The sequence below is a fragment of the Spiroplasma endosymbiont of Poecilobothrus nobilitatus genome (genome assembly GCF_964030655.1).
GTDB lineage: Bacteria > Bacillota_I > Bacilli_A > Mycoplasmatales > Mycoplasmataceae > Spiroplasma.
Window position 1 is genome coordinate 1,110,501 of the sequence record NZ_OZ034915.1, and the last position, 17,160, is coordinate 1,127,660.

General features: G+C 25.3%; 21 protein-coding genes, 2 pseudogenes and 1 riboswitch. Of the genes and pseudogenes, 11 read left to right on the forward strand and 12 right to left on the reverse strand.

All coding sequences use genetic code 4. From position 1 onward, the window contains the following. Positions 1–124: 124 nt before the first annotated feature. The 7 genes and pseudogenes from AAHM76_RS06475 to AAHM76_RS06505 form a co-directional block, all read right to left on the reverse strand. Positions 125–1,236: pseudogene (locus AAHM76_RS06475) on the reverse strand (IS3 family transposase). 74 nt (positions 1,237–1,310) lie between these two features. Then, the gene (locus tag AAHM76_RS06480; RefSeq protein WP_342255834.1) at positions 1,311–1,571 is read right to left on the reverse strand and encodes a hypothetical protein; all 261 of its coding nucleotides are present in this window, start codon (positions 1,569–1,571) and stop codon (positions 1,311–1,313) included. A 71-nt stretch (positions 1,572–1,642) separates the two neighbouring features. After that, entirely contained in the window at positions 1,643–2,233 is a 591-nt protein-coding gene (locus AAHM76_RS06485; protein WP_342256856.1) for a recombinase RecT, read from the reverse strand. Between the two features lie 493 nt (positions 2,234–2,726). Next, positions 2,727–3,158, reverse strand: a complete 432-nt coding sequence (locus tag AAHM76_RS06490) for a hypothetical protein (RefSeq protein ID WP_342255835.1) — start codon at positions 3,156–3,158, stop codon at positions 2,727–2,729. A gap of 24 nt (positions 3,159–3,182) precedes the next feature. Then, positions 3,183–3,320 carry a hypothetical protein gene (locus tag AAHM76_RS06495; protein WP_342255836.1) on the reverse strand — a complete coding sequence of 46 codons (138 nt, stop codon included), beginning with the start codon at positions 3,318–3,320 and terminating at the stop codon, positions 3,183–3,185. Position 3,321: 1 nt separating this feature from the next. Further along, positions 3,322–3,486: a hypothetical protein gene (locus AAHM76_RS06500; protein ID WP_342255837.1), complete on the reverse strand. Its 165-nt coding sequence runs from the start codon at positions 3,484–3,486 to the stop codon at positions 3,322–3,324. Positions 3,487–3,542: 56 nt separating this feature from the next. Beyond that, positions 3,543–3,725 carry a hypothetical protein gene (locus AAHM76_RS06505; RefSeq protein WP_342255838.1) on the reverse strand — a complete coding sequence of 61 codons (183 nt, stop codon included), beginning with the start codon at positions 3,723–3,725 and terminating at the stop codon, positions 3,543–3,545. 418 nt (positions 3,726–4,143) lie between these two features. Here AAHM76_RS06505 and AAHM76_RS06510 point away from each other — a divergent pair, with 418 nt between their 5' ends. The 6 genes and pseudogenes from AAHM76_RS06510 (at position 4,144) to AAHM76_RS06530 (ending at position 8,170) form a co-directional block, all read left to right on the forward strand. Then, positions 4,144–4,272, forward strand: coding sequence for a hypothetical protein (locus AAHM76_RS06510; RefSeq protein ID WP_342255839.1), 129 nt, complete (start codon positions 4,144–4,146; stop codon positions 4,270–4,272). Positions 4,273–4,580: 308 nt separating this feature from the next. After that, positions 4,581–4,646, forward strand: a pseudogene (locus tag AAHM76_RS08655) (hypothetical protein); the annotation flags it as partial. A gap of 21 nt (positions 4,647–4,667) precedes the next feature. Continuing rightward, the gene (locus AAHM76_RS06515) at positions 4,668–4,892 is read left to right on the forward strand and encodes a hypothetical protein (RefSeq protein ID WP_342255840.1); all 225 of its coding nucleotides are present in this window, start codon (positions 4,668–4,670) and stop codon (positions 4,890–4,892) included. Between the two features lie 45 nt (positions 4,893–4,937). Beyond that, a complete protein-coding gene (locus tag AAHM76_RS06520) occupies positions 4,938–5,258 on the forward strand; it encodes an integrase core domain-containing protein (RefSeq protein WP_342255841.1) in 321 nt (106 codons plus the stop codon). Positions 5,259–6,030: 772 nt separating this feature from the next. Further along, positions 6,031–6,696 (forward strand): hypothetical protein, encoded by a 666-nt coding sequence (locus AAHM76_RS06525; protein WP_342255842.1) that lies wholly within the window; start codon positions 6,031–6,033, stop codon positions 6,694–6,696. 270 nt (positions 6,697–6,966) lie between these two features. Next, a riboswitch (TPP riboswitch) is annotated at positions 6,967–7,065 on the forward strand. A 397-nt stretch (positions 7,066–7,462) separates the two neighbouring features. Further along, a complete protein-coding gene (locus tag AAHM76_RS06530) occupies positions 7,463–8,170 on the forward strand; it encodes an energy-coupled thiamine transporter ThiT (protein ID WP_342255843.1) in 708 nt (235 codons plus the stop codon). Between the two features lie 34 nt (positions 8,171–8,204). Here the strand turns inward: AAHM76_RS06530 and tkt are convergent, their stop codons facing one another. Then, the gene (tkt, locus tag AAHM76_RS06535; protein ID WP_342255844.1) at positions 8,205–10,169 is read right to left on the reverse strand and encodes a transketolase; all 1,965 of its coding nucleotides are present in this window, start codon (positions 10,167–10,169) and stop codon (positions 8,205–8,207) included. 156 nt (positions 10,170–10,325) lie between these two features. Next, a protein-coding gene (locus tag AAHM76_RS06540) for an IS3 family transposase (protein ID WP_342255845.1) occupies positions 10,326–11,437 on the reverse strand; the annotation gives its coding sequence in 2 pieces (ribosomal slippage) (positions 10,326–11,194 and positions 11,194–11,437; 1,113 coding nt in all). A 797-nt stretch (positions 11,438–12,234) separates the two neighbouring features. Between AAHM76_RS06540 and AAHM76_RS06545 the strand changes: the two genes are divergently transcribed. The 5 genes from AAHM76_RS06545 (at position 12,235) to AAHM76_RS08660 (ending at position 14,671) form a co-directional block, all read left to right on the forward strand. Then, positions 12,235–13,140, forward strand: coding sequence for a hypothetical protein (locus AAHM76_RS06545; protein WP_342255846.1), 906 nt, complete (start codon positions 12,235–12,237; stop codon positions 13,138–13,140). A gap of 172 nt (positions 13,141–13,312) precedes the next feature. Then, the gene (locus AAHM76_RS06550) at positions 13,313–13,501 is read left to right on the forward strand and encodes a hypothetical protein (protein ID WP_342255847.1); all 189 of its coding nucleotides are present in this window, start codon (positions 13,313–13,315) and stop codon (positions 13,499–13,501) included. A gap of 59 nt (positions 13,502–13,560) precedes the next feature. Then, the gene (locus AAHM76_RS06555) at positions 13,561–13,836 is read left to right on the forward strand and encodes a transposase (protein WP_342255848.1); all 276 of its coding nucleotides are present in this window, start codon (positions 13,561–13,563) and stop codon (positions 13,834–13,836) included. Positions 13,837–13,889: 53 nt separating this feature from the next. Further along, a complete protein-coding gene (locus AAHM76_RS06560; RefSeq protein WP_342255849.1) occupies positions 13,890–14,435 on the forward strand; it encodes a DDE-type integrase/transposase/recombinase in 546 nt (181 codons plus the stop codon). Positions 14,436–14,446: 11 nt separating this feature from the next. Continuing rightward, positions 14,447–14,671: an IS3 family transposase gene (locus AAHM76_RS08660; protein WP_425289483.1), complete on the forward strand. Its 225-nt coding sequence runs from the start codon at positions 14,447–14,449 to the stop codon at positions 14,669–14,671. Between the two features lie 130 nt (positions 14,672–14,801). Here AAHM76_RS08660 and AAHM76_RS06565 read toward each other — a convergent pair whose 3' ends face one another. The 3 genes from AAHM76_RS06565 to AAHM76_RS06575 form a co-directional block, all read right to left on the reverse strand. Next, entirely contained in the window at positions 14,802–15,761 is a 960-nt protein-coding gene (locus tag AAHM76_RS06565) for a hypothetical protein (protein ID WP_342255850.1), read from the reverse strand. A gap of 244 nt (positions 15,762–16,005) precedes the next feature. After that, positions 16,006–16,359: a M24 family metallopeptidase gene (locus tag AAHM76_RS06570; protein WP_342255851.1), complete on the reverse strand. Its 354-nt coding sequence runs from the start codon at positions 16,357–16,359 to the stop codon at positions 16,006–16,008. Beyond that, positions 16,353–17,102, reverse strand: a complete 750-nt coding sequence (locus tag AAHM76_RS06575; protein ID WP_342255852.1) for a Xaa-Pro peptidase family protein — start codon at positions 17,100–17,102, stop codon at positions 16,353–16,355. The genes AAHM76_RS06570 and AAHM76_RS06575 overlap by 7 nt, the downstream gene beginning before the upstream one ends. Positions 17,103–17,160: the final 58 nt, after the last annotated feature.

Consider the following 17,160-nt stretch of genomic DNA (forward strand, 5'->3'; position numbering starts at 1 on the left):
ATAAACAACTATCATTATATTTACTTAAATTTTAAATATTATTAACAACTGATTTAGTATGTTTTGGTGATACTCAGTTAATATTGATTGCTTTCTGGAATGGCAACACTTTTTAGGACACTTTTTATATAGACATTTGTTTTCTAAAAGTAACTGGAGATAAATAATTTAAACTGCCATGAATTCGAATATTGTTATATCAATGCACAAAATCAAAAAGTTCGTATTTTAATTGTGTTAAATTTTTAAATTTTTTACCCTTAATAAATTCATTTTTAAAAGTTTTGTAAGTTGTTTCAGCCACAGCATTATCATAAGGGCAGCCTTTATTGCTTAATGATCTTTTAATATTAAAAGTTATTAAAATTTCATCAATGATTTTATTTTTAAACTCATTACCACGATCAGTATGAAATAGAGTTATTTGATTTAATGGTCGTGTTATTTTATGAAAAGCTTGTTGGACCAGTTCGGCTGTTTTATTCGGCCCATCACTATAACCAATTATTTCAAGATTAAAAAAGTCAATTAATAAACAAATATAATGTCATTTAGTTCCAACTTGAACATATGTTAAATCACTAACAATAACTTCATTAGGTTTTTTGTTGTTAAATTGACGATTTAAAATATTATTAATTTGGTCATTATTGACTGTTGTTTTATGATTATGATATTTTAATTTGGTGTATTTAGAAACCAAATTATTTTTGATCATAAATAATCTGATTTTTTGCCGCGATAAGATGATATCTTTTCTGTTTAAAATAACTTTAATTTTGCGAGCCCCATAAATTTTGCGGCTTTTATTAAAGGCACTGATAATTTCTTGTTCATAATTATTAACTTGCTTGTTAATACATTTATTAGTTTGATAATAATACGTTGATTTTGATAAACCCAAAATCTTACATATTTTTCTTACTGAATATTTTGTTTTGTTGTTATTAATTATTGTTATTTTTTGGCCATTATCAGTGCGGCTTGCTTTAAAATGTCATTTTCCATTTTCAAGTCTTTAAGTTATTTTCGTAAAGTTATTATTTCATTTTCTTCTAGTGTGCGATTGTCTTTTGCTTTAAATGAACCAGAATTATTATAATTTTTAACTCAACTATAAATAGTTGGTTTTGGTAAATTATATTCTTGCCCTAGATTAATAACACTTTTACCATTTTTATATAGCATGACAATTTGTTTTTTAAATTCTTCAGAGTATGAAGTTTTATTTCCCATTTTTATATTCCTTCTTTCTAAATAATTTTATCTAATTTTGAAGTCTATATAATTATGGTCCTAATAATTGTAGCCTATCCATTCTTTGTATTGTATTTAACTGCTCCAATTACTTTTAATAAATCATCTCTATCTTTACTAGCATTAGCAGCTGTATATAAACAATCTTCAATATTAATAATTGCATCTAATCTTAAAGCATCTAAAATAATATCGGTTTGCGTAATTCAGTTATTATTTTTATATTCATATTTATCAATTAATTTATTGTCATTAATTAATGAAATATCTGTAGTACCAGTTCCTGATGGGTCAATACCTATTTTTATGCTCATTCAAAAGCATCTTCACTATTAACTGGTACTACATTTGATATATCTTCTTCTTTAACCACATTGTCATTAGTTTATACTATTTCTTCATTATATATGATATTATTATTTATATTATTTGATAAGGTTTTGTCGCTCATTTGCCCCTGATTTTTACCAAAATTGCCATCATTATCAATATAAATCTTTTCATCATTAGTTGTAATAACTGCTTGGTCTGATTTATATGCTTGTTGTAATTCAACAGACATAATACCTCATTTTCTTAATAATGATGTTAATACAGTTTTTAATGCCATTTCATCAAAACTAGCAATATAAAATGATTTATTTTTAGCATAAGTTTTAGAGTATTTAATAAAATGATTTTCCATTTGTTCTTTTGTCATATATAATGTTTTTTCAAAACCATTAACCATTTTAAAATATGCTACATAACCAATAATTGATAATTTTTCTCTTTCATCTTCATTTTGTATTCAATTAAAACTAGTTCCTTTTAATCGATCATAATTTACTAATTCACCAGTTCTAACATCTGATACTGACATATCTAAATATTGACCACTTCTTTGTGCTAATTGAATATAACCTTTATAACCCATTTGAAATTTAGCTTGATTAATTCATTCTTGTATTTCGCGACCATTAATATTTCTTGTTATTTTAGTGTTATATGGAACAACATAAGCATAACCAAATTATCTTTCCATAGGTAAGTTTAATAAAACACCTTGATAACAAGCAGTCATTATAGTTTTTGGGTCTGCTTTTTGTAATAATTCATTACTATTTGATATTGCTACAATATTACTTTTAAATCTTGCAATTTCATTTTCATTTGAAAATTTACTTTTTATTCAATCATTTGCCTTATCTGTTCTTAAAAATTATACTATATTTGCCATATTATTTTTCTCCTTTATTTATTTTAAAATTAATACCTTTAATACCAATTAAATTAATATCTTTATTACTATCTCATTATTCTTTAATTTCATTTTTAACAATTTGTTCATCAACAATTAAATAGTTTTTAATAAGATTAATAAGTTCTAATTTACCATCATTTTGTAAAAAATCATCATTAATACCAATAACTTCAATATCTTTAATTAATAATTTATCTTTACGAAAATTACTAGTAATAATTTTTAATTATTGCTCTTGTTTTGCTACACTTTTAATTTCTAAAAATTGTTCTTTTTTATGAGTTTCAATAATTTCATTTTGTTTTTGAAATTGAATATTAATTACACTATTTTTTAAAGAATCATGATTATTCTTAATATTATTTTCTAAATTTAAAATATCTTTTCTAATAAAATTTAATTCATCTTTAAAAATTTTTATTAATTCTAATGGTTCTCTAAAAACATAATCAATTTTTGAAACTATTAATTTTAAATCTTTTAGTGATTGTGATTTATATTCTCCATTTATTAATCAAGCTTGTTGTCAATATATAAATTCTGCTAATTCTTGCCCATTTTCATCAATTCATTTTTTAATTGTTAATGCTTTTAAACTTAATTCTTTAAAATCATTTCCTTTTAAATAAAACGGATAAGTAATATTTTTTAACTTCATTATTTAACTTTAAATCTGCCATAATTAAATTTCCTCCAAATTATTTTCCATAATTAATGTATCAATATACTCATAAGCACTATCTTCTGAATGACATTCTTCAAGTGCTTCATTAAATAATTCTTCTTCGGTATAAACATTGCCATCTTCATCTTTTCACATATTATTCACATCCTTGTCATTTAATATTTTCGTCTTCTAAATCAATAATAGTTGTTTTACAATAATTTAAATTTTCAGAATAAATTCTTGCTTCATCAAGTGTATAAAAATATATAGTATTTAAGCTATATTTATCTTTCATTACTAATAAATATCTTTTATTCATAATTTATTACCTCGTAATCTGCTTCTTCATCTTCTAAATAATCACTAATTAAATCTTTAATCCCATCAATTTCATATCATTTGCAATTTAAGTCAAAGTCTACGTCTACTACCAACATGTCGTTCTTCATTACCAAATTTAAGATATAAATTTAATTCTCAATTATCTAAATAATAACGATTAATTTGTGCATAAATAATATCTTTATTAGTAATTTTTAATGCTTTATTACATATCATTTTTTAATTCCTCCTAGTTTTTAAATCGCTGGCACTCACTCCCGAGTGAAAGTGCCAAAGCGAAGATTGGTTATATAAGTATTTATCTATTTATTTACTACGCCATCCGTTTCGCCGGGGGTGATCGATGGCGGTATGATGTTGTTTGTTTAATAATCGACAGTTGTTTTTATAAGGTAAAGCCAGAGAATTCTCTCTCTTCATCCGCACCATTTCAGGTTAAAACGTTCAGTTTTTAAAATAAATTCACTTGCACCTTGAAGAGCCTAGTGCTGGCTTTGTGGTTTTTAAACCGCCGCCATCCTCGATGGGACAAATCTATCGCAAATTTATTTATAAAGTGTTCAAGACTGCACCCCAAAAAGTAAGTAAAATAAAAAAAGATTTTGTTAAATTTTTATAGGGGGTGCATTTTTATATGGCAAAAAAAGGACAAAAATATAACAAATATACATCAGAATTTAGAACAAAAATCATTGAGGAAATTAAACAAAAAAGTTGTTGAATAGTAGCAAAACAATATAATATAAATGCAAATACAGTATAATCTTGATGAACAAATCATAAAAAAGGAAAATTAAACAATCCTAAAGGACCTAAAATTTATTTTGGCAAAAGAAATTTAGAATATTATAAAACAAGGTATTAATTATTAAAAAAGCTCCATGACTTTTACAATTAAGCAAACTAAGAATAGTCTCTTTTATTAAACAAAATTGTCGTGAATATTCAATAAAATTATTACTAGAAGTAACAGGGTTAAAACGTAGTTATTGAAATAAATATAAAAATTATGACAGTAGCAAAAAAGATAAAAAAGCAATAAATGATATTGTAAAAGTCTATGAAGAAAATTTAAAACAATTTGTTTATCGAAGAATTACTAAATATTTAAAAGAAGATTATGGTATAAAATATAATTCAAAAAAAGTTTTAAGAATTATGCGTGATAATCAAATACAACCTGAATATGTAAGAAAAATGAGAATAAAAATAAAGTATAAACATAATAAAGAAAAAAGCTTATTGCAATATCCTGATTTAATTAAACGTAAATTCAATGATATAAAAACAAGGTTTTCAGTACTATATACTGATGTAACATATTTAATTTGAAAAGGAGAAAGATATTATCAATCAACAATTATTGATGGATATACTAAATAAATAGTTGATGTAAAGTGATCTAAATATAATGACAACAAATTAGTAATGGATAATTTAAATGATGCAATTAATAAAATAAAATTAATAAAAAAAGATCTGAATGTAATAATAATTCACTCAGATCACGGATATCAATATACATCCACTATTTATCACGATAAATGTTTATCTAACGGTATTATAATTTCAATGGGGAAAAAATACCACTGTGCAGATAATATTGTTATAGAAAGTTTTCATTCATTACTTAAGAAAGCTACAATCCATAATAAAATATATAATTCACATGAAGAATATATACAAGATGTTATAAAATGAAATACATGATATTCAAATCGTAAAGAAAAAGATATAATTAAAAAATAGTAAATACTTTTTATTAGTACTTGCTAAAATGTGTGCACTATATTCATCTCTTTTTTTATTGTCGTTTGATGTTGACCTTGCACTTATCACGACTATCGCTTAGTTCTAATGAACCAACGCCGATTTACATTTTTCCTCATACACTATTTCAGCACTTGCCTCGGCCGGCTGTGGGAATGAGTTTAAACTCATGTTCTTATGGAAGCACTTAGTTATTTAAAATAACCGTCCCACACTGCATTAAGTTGTTTTATAAAATCAAAGTTTAAAATAACCATTTTTATCATCAAAGATAATTTTTGAATTTTCTAAGCGTTTATAAAACCGCTTTTGTTTTTTATCTTTTGTCCGATTTAATAAATCTTTGTGTTTTTCACAAGTTCATAAAATTTTATTTGATAAAAATTCTTCGGTAATGAGTGATATTAATTTATAACAATCATTAACATCACATATTGTTTGTTGCTTATTAATTTCTATTACTTACTCCTTTCTTTTATTAAGTTTTTTTATTAACAAATTAATTAACTGAAACAGAGAAAGGACAACACCTTAAAATTGGAGAAAAACAGGTACACTTTGTAAAGATTTCTAAGATATTTAATAAATTTGCAAACAACTTAAAGAGGGTATCAAAAAGTTGTTATAAAAAGTTTCTATTTTAAGAATTTAAGATGCTGTCCTTTCTCTGAAACAATAAATAATTTGGTTTTATAAATAAAAAAACAACCTTTTTATTTAACAAGAGTTGTTTTTTGCCGCTTCATCGTACATGATACATTGTGTTAAAAATGGTCATAATCCTGGAGGAAAACAAAAATATTTATGCAAAAAATTTCGTGCTAGTTTTGATGCTTTTCGTGATCATTTTACGTATTGAAGTCATTTAAATTATGAACAGTGAAATTTATTGATTCAAATTTCATTATTAGGCCAATCTAGTAAAATGATTTCCCGCTTTATTAAAACATCACCGAAAAACGCTTGATATAATCGCCAAAAAATAATGAAATCAAAACAATTAGAAAACACCAAATTAAAATTTAAAACGTTAAATGGCCAAATTAAAATCGATGAAACATTTATTAAAGAAATCCACAAAGGTAATTTTAAAGATAAATTTGATAAAAGAAAAATTCATCTTGATTCATTTTCAACCAACACTAAATGTTGTATTCAAATGGCTGTTGATAGCAATAATAATATTTATGTTAAATCAACCAACACAAAACGATTACAAAAACAGTGAATTATTGAAAATATTAATAAACAATTAATCAAAGAAAATTCAATTATTATTTCTGACATGCAACCATTATATTTATTAGTAGCAAAACAAACAAATTCTATTTTATTAGCAACTAAAAATAGTACAAATCCTGATGCTAGTTATCGGAAGTTAAATAAAATTAGTAAATTACAATCAAATCTTAAATAATCCTTAATTCATTATCATGGCTTAGGTTTCACGAACATTCAAAATTATTTAAATCTCCGAAAATGAAAATACCAGCATAAAGGTTTAACGCCAAACCAACAATCATCGGTATTATATTTTAACGTATAAAAAAGTTAAATAACAATATTAAAAGTTTATATAATTTTCTTTTAAAGTTATCATATTGATGATTTTTTTTATTTCATCAAGAGTTTTCTACAAAATTAAAAAAATTTCTTGCAGTTTTTTCCAACAATGTTAAGATAATATTGTAATTGACAGAGGTAGCTTATAAAACATAAGTTTGAGAAATACTCTTAGAACCTGATCTAGTTAACGCTAGCGTAGGGAGTTCAAATTCGTTATTTATTTAATTTAATAAATTTAATTTGATGCTCACTTTCACAGAAGTTAATTACAAAATTATTTGTGTAAGGAGATTTTTTATATGGTTACAATCCCATCTTTTAAGGTTAAGTTAAACCAACAAAACATTATTTTATGATACAATAAAGAAACTATTTTTATTGTCATAAGTTTATACCTTGGTATTTTAATAACGCTTAGTATTTTACCACTATCAAGATTAAGTAAATTATTTCATTTAAATAATGACCAATATTTTAAAAATATATGAGTTTTTTGTTTAACGATTTGTGGACTTGGTTTAATATTTAGTATCATATCTGCAATAAGTGTTTGATTAACAAATTATGAAGAATATATTAATTGTAAGTTTCAGTTTATTATTTTAAATATTATTAGTTTGAATTTTCTTAATTTAATTAGTAATATTATTATTTATAGTTATGAAATAAAGGTTAGTGATTTATTATTTACTAATACTACGAAACGAAAACGATTTTTAATTAATTTAGGAATTTGAAAATGAAAAACATTTGATATTGTTATTATTGCGGTGTTTGCAGCAGTAACCTTAGTTTTAGCATATTTAGAAACATTATTGCCTAACTTACCATATGGTGGTGGCATTGGTTTAAAATATCTTCCACTTATCGTTATTGCTTTTTTACATTCAGCAATCGCTGGTTTTATAACTGGGAGTATTAGTGCACTGATGTCATTGCTATTTATTGCTTCAAATTTTATTGTTTCACCATGATCATATTTATTAGATTATTTTGTTCCAATGATTATTCCAACAATTACGGGTTTTATGCGTTTTAAAGTTAATAATGACAAAAAATATATTACTTATGTTAATTATATTATTATTTGTTTTAGTATTATTACTCTTATTTACTTCTCACAAGTATTAGTTGGTGTTTTAATTTGAACAACTTTATTCCCTGATTCAGTTTGACCAGGTTATAGTAATTGATTATATGCCATTGTTTATAACTTTATTCATAGTTTTCTTTTTACATATCCAATTATCCAAATTGTCGTTCCTTTTATTTTGCGTAGTTTAGCTCCCATTTTTTGACAACGTTATTTAAAATATGATAATTAAAAAAGATAACAATAAAAAAATTCAATTATCATTTTTATGATGATTGCATTTTTTTATTAATAGCATTAACAATGTTTTCTACATTAAAACCAAAATATTCTAAAACATCTTGAAATGGTCCTGATTGACCAAAGGTGTTAATTCCAAAATTTAAACCATTATTTGAAGTATAATGTTTTCAACCAAAGGTTGCTCCTAATTCGATTGACGCAATTAAAGCTGTTGGTTCTAACAATTTTTGTTTATAGGCATCATCTTGCTGCTCAAATAATTCTCAACAAGGCATTGATACTACTTTTACTTTAATTTTTTTATCATGTTCTAATTTGTTTGCAACAGCAATTGCTATGCTGACTTCACTACCAGTTGCTAACAATACAACATGATTATTATCTTCTTTTCCATAAACTTGATAAGCTCCTTTTTTCACCGCCTCAACATTTGAATGTTCTAATTCTGGTAAATCTTGTCGCGTAATTAAAATAACACTTGGAGTATGTTTTGACTGTAAAGCGATATAATAAGCTCCTAATGTTTCATTAAAATCAGCTGGACGAAAAACATTTAAGTTTGGCTGACTACGTAACATTGCTAATTGTTCAATTGGTTGGTGTGTTGGACCATCTTCACCAACAGCAATTGAATCATGCGATAAAATATAAATAGCTTGAATTTCCATTAATGAACTTAATCGAATAGCTGGCTTCATATAATCAGCAAAAACAAAGAAACCACTCGCAAAAGGAATTAATCCACGGTGTAAACAAATTCCATTATTAATGGCTGCCATTGCAAATTCTCGAACCCCATAAGTTAAATTACGACCTAATCGATTTTCAGGACTATAAACACCATCAGCTCCTTTTGCTTTTGTACTACCACTTAAATCAGCACTACCGCCAATTAAAGTTGGAATAATATTAGAAAGACGATCAAGGATTGCCCCGCTACTAATTCGTGTTGCTTGTGGCTTAATTGGTTTTAAATCACGAAAATCTTGTGGATTAAAATTAAAATTACCATAAACTGCATCATCAAGTTCTTTTGCTAAAGTAGAATTTTCTTTGCAAAGACCTTGATACATTTCTAATCATTCCTGATATTTTTTAATTCCTCGTTGTTTAACATTGATTTTAAAATCCTTATAAACTTCACTAGGAACTTCAAATGGTTTATAATCTCATTTTAAAATTTTACGAACTGTTTCAATATCGCTTCCTAACGGCGCGCCATGTACTGCTGGTGTTCCTTGTTTCGTTGCCCCATCACCAATTATTGTTTTTACTTCGATTAATGTTGGTTTATCACTTTTTTTTGCTTTTATAATAGCTTGATCAATTGCTTCAATATCATTACCATCTTTGACAAAAAGATAATTTCAATTTGCCGCTTTAAAACGATCAGCAATGTTTTCACTTTGTGCAACATTAACCATATTATCTAATTGCACATCATTTGAATCAAATAATACAATTAATTTATTTAGTTTTCAATGTCCTGCTAAAGATATTGCTTCTTGTGTAACTCCTTCTTGTAAATCACCATCACCACATAAAACATAAGTATAATGATCATACAGAGAATATTTATTGGTATTGTATCTTGCTGCTAAATGAGTTTCTGCCAATGCTAAACCAACTGCTGCTGCAAGTCCTTGGCCAAGAGGACCCGTTGTAACATCCACTCCTGGCGTTAAATGTGATTCCGGATGACCAGGCGTAATTGAATCAACTTGACGAAAATTTCGTAAATCATCAATATTAAAATCAAATCCTGATAAATGCAATAACGAATATAATAAAGCACTACCATGTCCTGCTGCTAAAACAAAACGATCACGATTTGTTCATTTATCCACTTGTGGGTTAACAACTAAGTGTCTTGTGAATAAAGTATATGCCATTGGCGCAGCACCAAGAACAATTCCTGGATGGCCTGAATTTGCTTTATTAATTGCTTCAATTCCCAACATTTTGATTGTATCAATTGATTTTTTCATTTTATTTATCTCCTTTTTATACACTAATGAATTAATACTCATAATATCATTGTACAATGAATTAAAAGAAAGAACTTAATAATTTGTTTTAATTTTGTAGAAAACTCTTGATGAAATAAAAAAAATATGGAATGGCAACACTTTTTAGGACACTTTTTATATAGACATTTGTTTTCTAAAAGTAACTGGAGATAAATAATTTAAACTGCCATGAATTCGAATATTGTTATATCAATGCACAAAATCAAAAAGTTCGTATTTTAATTGTGTTAAATTTTTAAATTTTTTACCCTTAATAAATTCATTTTTAAAAGTTTTGTAAGTTGTTTCAGCCACAGCATTATCATAAGGGCAGCCTTTATTGCTTAATGATCTTTTAATATTAAAAGTTATTAAAATTTCATCAATGATTTTATTTTTAAACTCATTACCACGATCAGTATGAAATAGAGTTATTTGATTTAATGGTCGTGTTATTTTATGAAAAGCTTGTTGGACCAGTTCGGCTGTTTTATTCGGCCCATCACTATAACCAATTATTTCACGATTAAACAAGTCAATTAATAAACAAATATAATGTCATTTAGCACCAACTTGAACATATGTTAAATCACTAACAATAACTTCATTAGGTTTTTTGTTGTTAAATTGACGATTTAAAATATTATTAATTTGGTCATTATTGACTGTTGTTTTATGATTGTGATATTTTAATTTGGTGTATTTAGAAACCAAATTATTTTTGATCATAAATAATCTGATTTTTCGCCGCGATAAGATGATATCTTTTCTGTTTAAAATAACTTTAATTTTGCGAGCCCCATAAATTTTGCGACTTTTATTAAAGGCACTGATAATTTCTTGTTCATAATTATTAACTTGCTTGTTAATACATTTATTAGTTTGATAATAATACGTTGATTTTGATAAACCCAAAATCTTACATATTTTTCTTACTGAATATTTTGTTTTGTTGTTATTAATTATTGTTATTTTTTGGCCATTATCAGTGCGGCTTGCTTTAAAATGTCATTTTCCATTTTCAAGTCTTTAAGTTCTTTTCGTAAAGTTATTATTTCATTTTCTTCTAGTGTGCGATTGTCTTTTGCTTTAAATGAACCAGAATTATTATAATTTTTAACTCAACTATAAATAGTTGGTTTTGGCAAATTATATTCTTGCCCTAGATTAATAACACTTTTACCATTTTTATATAGCATGACAATTTGTTTTTTAAATTCTTCAGAGTATGAAGTTTTATTTCCCATTTTATATTCCTTCTTTCTTAATAATTTTATCTAATTTTGAAGTCTATATAATTATGGTCCTAATAATTGTAGCCTATCCATTTTAATTTTGAAGTCTATATAATTATGGTCCTAATAATTATATCCTATTCAACTTAGAAAACAAATGTCTATATAAAAAGTGTCCTAAAAAGTGTTGCCATTCCAATAAAATATATAATTCACATGAAGAATATATACAAGATGTTATAAAATGAAATACATGATATTCAAATCGTAAAGAAAAAGATATAATTAAAAAATAGTAAATACTTTTTATTAGTACTTACTAAAATGGGTGCACTCTAGTATCTTGAATGGTTAAATATTTATTTAAAAGTTGTGATAACGTCCTCTAATTTTTTAAAAAAGTAAGTTAAAAAAGAAAAGATTTTTTTAAACCCTGCAATAAAAAGCAATAATCTGATAAATACCATAAAGCAAAGGATGTGATAATAAAAATGACAAATAAATTACGAAATTGAAAAATAATAATGATTACTCAGGGAATCTTGATGGGTGCACTATTTTCATTTATTCCGTTTACAATTTTTGATAAATTTGGTTTAACAAAAATTTGATTCTTCTTATTAGTTCCAACTGCAATATTCTTTTTTACCCCACTATGGGCTAAAGTTAAAAAGAAAAAGAGTAATACTTTTATACTTCAAATTAATAGTTTTTTTCTTTTTATTTTTCTTTCGTTATTAATGACTGTTAATTTTTTTGATAATAATTTAATTATTTTTTTTTATCCCTTACTGCTTTTTTGTACAGGAATGTTTGTTGCTGGAATGGTTCCTTTTTCAATGGAAATTATCCGTAGTTATACTCGTGAACATCAGTTAAAAACAAACCCTAGTCTTTATTTTATTTTAGGAAGTGTTGTTACAATTATAATTCCTTTTTTAATACAATACTTTTTAACAGAATTAACAGCTAAAATTTCCTTACAAGGATACTTTAGTCTATTGGCATTAAGTAACTTTAGTTTAATTTTTTTAAACCATGATATCCAAACAGAAGAAATTACTTTTAAAATTAATCCCAATAGTTGAAAAGTACTTCAAAAAAATAAACAATTTTGAAGTTATTTATATTCATCAAGTTTTTTATACAGTATTAATGAATTATTTGGCTACATTCTTCCTATTTTAATTTTTAATAACACCGCAATTATGATTATAGTGATAGGTAGTTTATATGTTATTCGAAAAATAATTTATTTATTTGGATATTTACTAAAAATAAACAATAATAATATTAAGCACCAAATTATTTGTAATACAATTATTGCTATAATTGCCATCGCATTATTATTAGGATTAACAATTGCCTTCTTCCCCTTTCAAACCAAATTATCGCATATTTTATATTTAACAATTGGTTTAGGTGGAAGTCAAATCTTAATGGGATGTTGTCTTGGACATTTAAGTCGTATTCAAAAAATAAATATAATTAATTTAGTTGGAACTGAGCATTTAACCTTAGGTCTAATGATTGAACATGTCTTCGGTCATGCTATCTTTAGCTTATTGTTAGGTATTATTATTATTCCAGTAATAATTACTTTTTATACAAATATATTAACTTATATAATTATTTATAGTATTATCATTGGAATGTTATTTTTAAGTTTTATTTTTATTTTTAATAAACTATCAATAAAAAGAATAGGGTCTTAGGTTTTAATATATAAATTATAAGAAAAGATCTTGTAAGATATCTTTTTAATGTTAAGAAAAAAGAAATTTATTAAAAAAATACTCTTGTTTTTTCTTAAAAAAATTTATAAATAAAATAAGCAGTTGCATTATGTGAAAATTCAAGAAAGAAAGGAAAAATAAGTATTAAAATATGAAAAAAATATTAACTATTTTAGGGATATTTGGTTCGTCAACAATAAGTACAACATCTTTAATTGCTTGTAATACATTTAATGGTAATAAGCTTAATACTAGTAAAAATAATAAAATTATTAAAACTTTAGAAGAAAAAATTAATAATACATTATTAGATAATATTGAAGTGGATGGGTTAAGATAAATTGGACAACAATAATGTAGAGTAAATATTTATAATTAAACTACAATGGAGGTGTAATTATGGCAAAGAATCATTATACTGATGAATTTAAGCAACAAATTGTTAGTCTTTACAAAATGGGTCAAACTCCCGAACAATTAGTCAATGATTATCAAATTGGTAAATCTACTGTTTGGAAATGAGCTCACCAATTTAGCAACTCGGGATCATTTAAAGCTAAAGAAAATAGAACGCCAGAAGAAAACGAATTAATTCAATTACGTAAAAAAGTTAAACAATTAGAAATGGAAAATGACATTTTGAAGCAAGCAACACTGATAATCGGCAAAAAATAGCAATCATTAAAAATAACAAAGCAAAATATCCAATTATTAATTTATGTAAAACATTGAAATTTGCTAGATCAACATATTACTATCAATTAAAAGCAAATAATCCCAAGAATACTCAAAACATTGATAATGCTGTTATCAGTATTTTTCTAAAAAGTCGTAAAAATTATGGAACACGCAAAATTAAAGTTATATTATCTCATCAAAATATCATGTTATCTCGTGTAAAAATCAGCAACATAATGAAAAAATATAACTTAATTTCAAATTATACAAAAATCAAATACAAACATTCAAATACAGCTGATGTTACATATAAATATAACAATTTGTTAAATCAAGATTTTGATAGTTATAAACTACATGAAGTTGTTGTCAGTGATTTAACCTATGTTTTTATTAGTAACAAATGATATTATGTCTGTTTCTTAGTTGATTTATTTAATCGAGAAATTATTGGTTATGATGTTAGTTTACACAAAAATGCCAAATTAGTTGAAAGCAGCTTTAATAAACTTCAATTTTCATTAAGCAATATTAAAATATTTCACACTGATCAAGGCAGTGAATTCAATAATAATCTTATTTATATAACCTGTTAGTTAAAAATGGGATTCAAAAATCTTACAGTAAACCAGGTTGTCCTTATGACAATGCTGTTGCGGAATCAACATACAAAATTTTTAAAACTGAATTTATTAAAAATAATAATTTTAAAAACGTTGAGCAGTTTAAATTAGAATTATTTGATTACATTAATTGGTACAATAATATTCGAATTCATAGCAAACTAAATTATTTAACACCAGTGCAATACATAAATTATTATTCTACATAAAATTTGTCCAAAAAACCATTGCCATTCTACTTTTGAATGATAATTATAATTATACTGAATAAAAAAAGAATAAAAAAAGCACCCTAGTGCCTTTAACAACTTAATTGCTTAGTAAAATATTTAATAAAAATTATTTTCTCATAAGAGATTTAATTGTTCCATCTACTGTTGATTTTAAAGTTAATTCATAAATTATAGTATCATTTTGCTGATGAGGAACAACTAATATAATTTCATATTCAATTGTATTATCAATAATTCGATCACCAACTTGATAAATAGATTTTATTTCAAGGGAATTATTTTGTTCATTATCGGTATAATCATAATTATTTAGATTAAATCCAACCTTTTCACGAAATGTTTGATTTTCTATTATTGTTGGATCATCAAATTTTAACGAAAAAGTATTAATTTCTTCATTATTTTGTTCTTCATCTTCAATTTTATCTTGTTCTAATTCAGTTTGAATTTTTTTTCGATCAAAAATTGCACTTAATGAAAGTTTCTTTTCATTTTTTGACTCAGATAACATTTGTGTTGATAAAAATTGTTGCGTTGGAAAATTATTAACAAAATTTTCATCACGTTTTGGCATAATATACTCTGTCGGATTAACTAAAATATTTGGGCGTTCAATACCACTATTTGTTTGTTCTAATTCATCTTGATTAATAATTTTTGAATTTTGTTGCCGTGATGTTTGCTTTGCTTGAATAAGGTCTAAATTTTGGCTTTGATAATTAACTGGATTATCGTTCACTTGAGTCGAATTTGGGACAACTGGTTTTGTCGTAATTATTCCAGTAATTTTTTTTAATGTCTTAACATCTTTATGCAATTTAATTAAATATTCTTGAATTTGATTCATATTTGTTTTTAAATCATCTAAGAGCTGCCCTTCATTATTGTATGAGGAACTTTCTGATTTTAATGTTGGTATTTTTTGTTTTAATAAAAAAACTAAAATACTAATAAAAAAACCTAAAACACAAACTGGAATCATTATTACTAAGAAAAAATAACCAATTTGATATAAAAGAATAACATTTGAGGCAAAAACTTCGCCAGAAGCATTTTTAATTTGCATTGTAAAAATAAAATTAAAACCATATTGTATGATAAAAAACACGTATGGAAAATTTTGAACGCCTTTCTCAACACCAAAACGACTAGTACCAACTAATAATAATTGTTGATTATTAGAAAGAATATAATAAATTTCTTTACCGGAAATAATAATTAGTAACAATGATAAGAATAGAAACAAAAGCATGAAAATAAAAAAGATAAGAATAAAAATTTGTGTTTTTGTTAATTTTGTTTTCATTAGCTTAAATTAAAATTAATTCACGTTTTGCTTCTGTTAAAAGATGAAATACATTTTCGGTGACTAAAATATCATCTTCAATGCGAACACCACCTAAATCAGGAATATAAATTCCTGGCTCAACAGTAATAACCATTCCTGGTTCTAATAAGACATCGCAAAATGGTGATACGCGAGGGAATTCATGGATTTCAATACCAACCCCATGCCCTGTTGAATGTGCGAAATATTCGCCATAACCTTTACTTATGATATAATCACGACAAATTTTATCAATCGTTGCTGTTGTAACGCCCGGTTTAATTGCATGAATTCCTAAACTTTGTGCTTCATAAACAACATCATAAATTTCTAACATTTTAGATGATGGTGTGTTCCTAACCCAATTGTTCGTGTTGTATCAGAACAATAACCATTATAAATACAGCCAAAGTCAATTGTAATTAATTCATTATTCGCAATTATTTTATCATTTGCACGTCCATGTGGCAATGCTCATCGTCATCCAGAAGCAACAATTGTATCAAAACTAGGCTTATCAGCGCCAGCTTCAATAAAACTATTAATAATAATTTGTTCAACTTGACGTTCTGTCATTCCAACTTTAATTTTGTTAATAACATTATTAATTGCAATATCACCAATTGCAAATGCTTGCTTTAAAGCTTCAATCTCAGGATTTGTTTTAATTGCTCGTAATTCTGAGAAATCAACTGGTTTTAAAGTAACTGATGATAAATTTGTTGTTAAATTTTGATAAGTCAAATATGTTAAGCAATCACTCTCAAAAGCTAAATTTTTGACCTTGTTTTTAACCAAATCACTTTGTAACATTTCAAAAAAGTCACCAGGATGATTGGTTGTCATTTCAATAACATGTGTAACATTTCTTGTTTCCTTCTTACCGGCAGTAATATATCGCCCATCTAAATACAAGATTGATTCAGTTTTTGTGAATAACAAATAGCCTTCGTAAGAAGAAAATTCAGATAATCAAAAACGATTAACGGTTGAATGAAATAAAATCCCATCAACTTGATATTTTTCTAAATACTGCTCTAATTTTGCTTTTTTATCTAATTTTACTTTAACATATTCCATTAGCATTATTCTCCTTTTCTTTTCTATAAATTTAACTCTTATTTTTTCATAATACAAG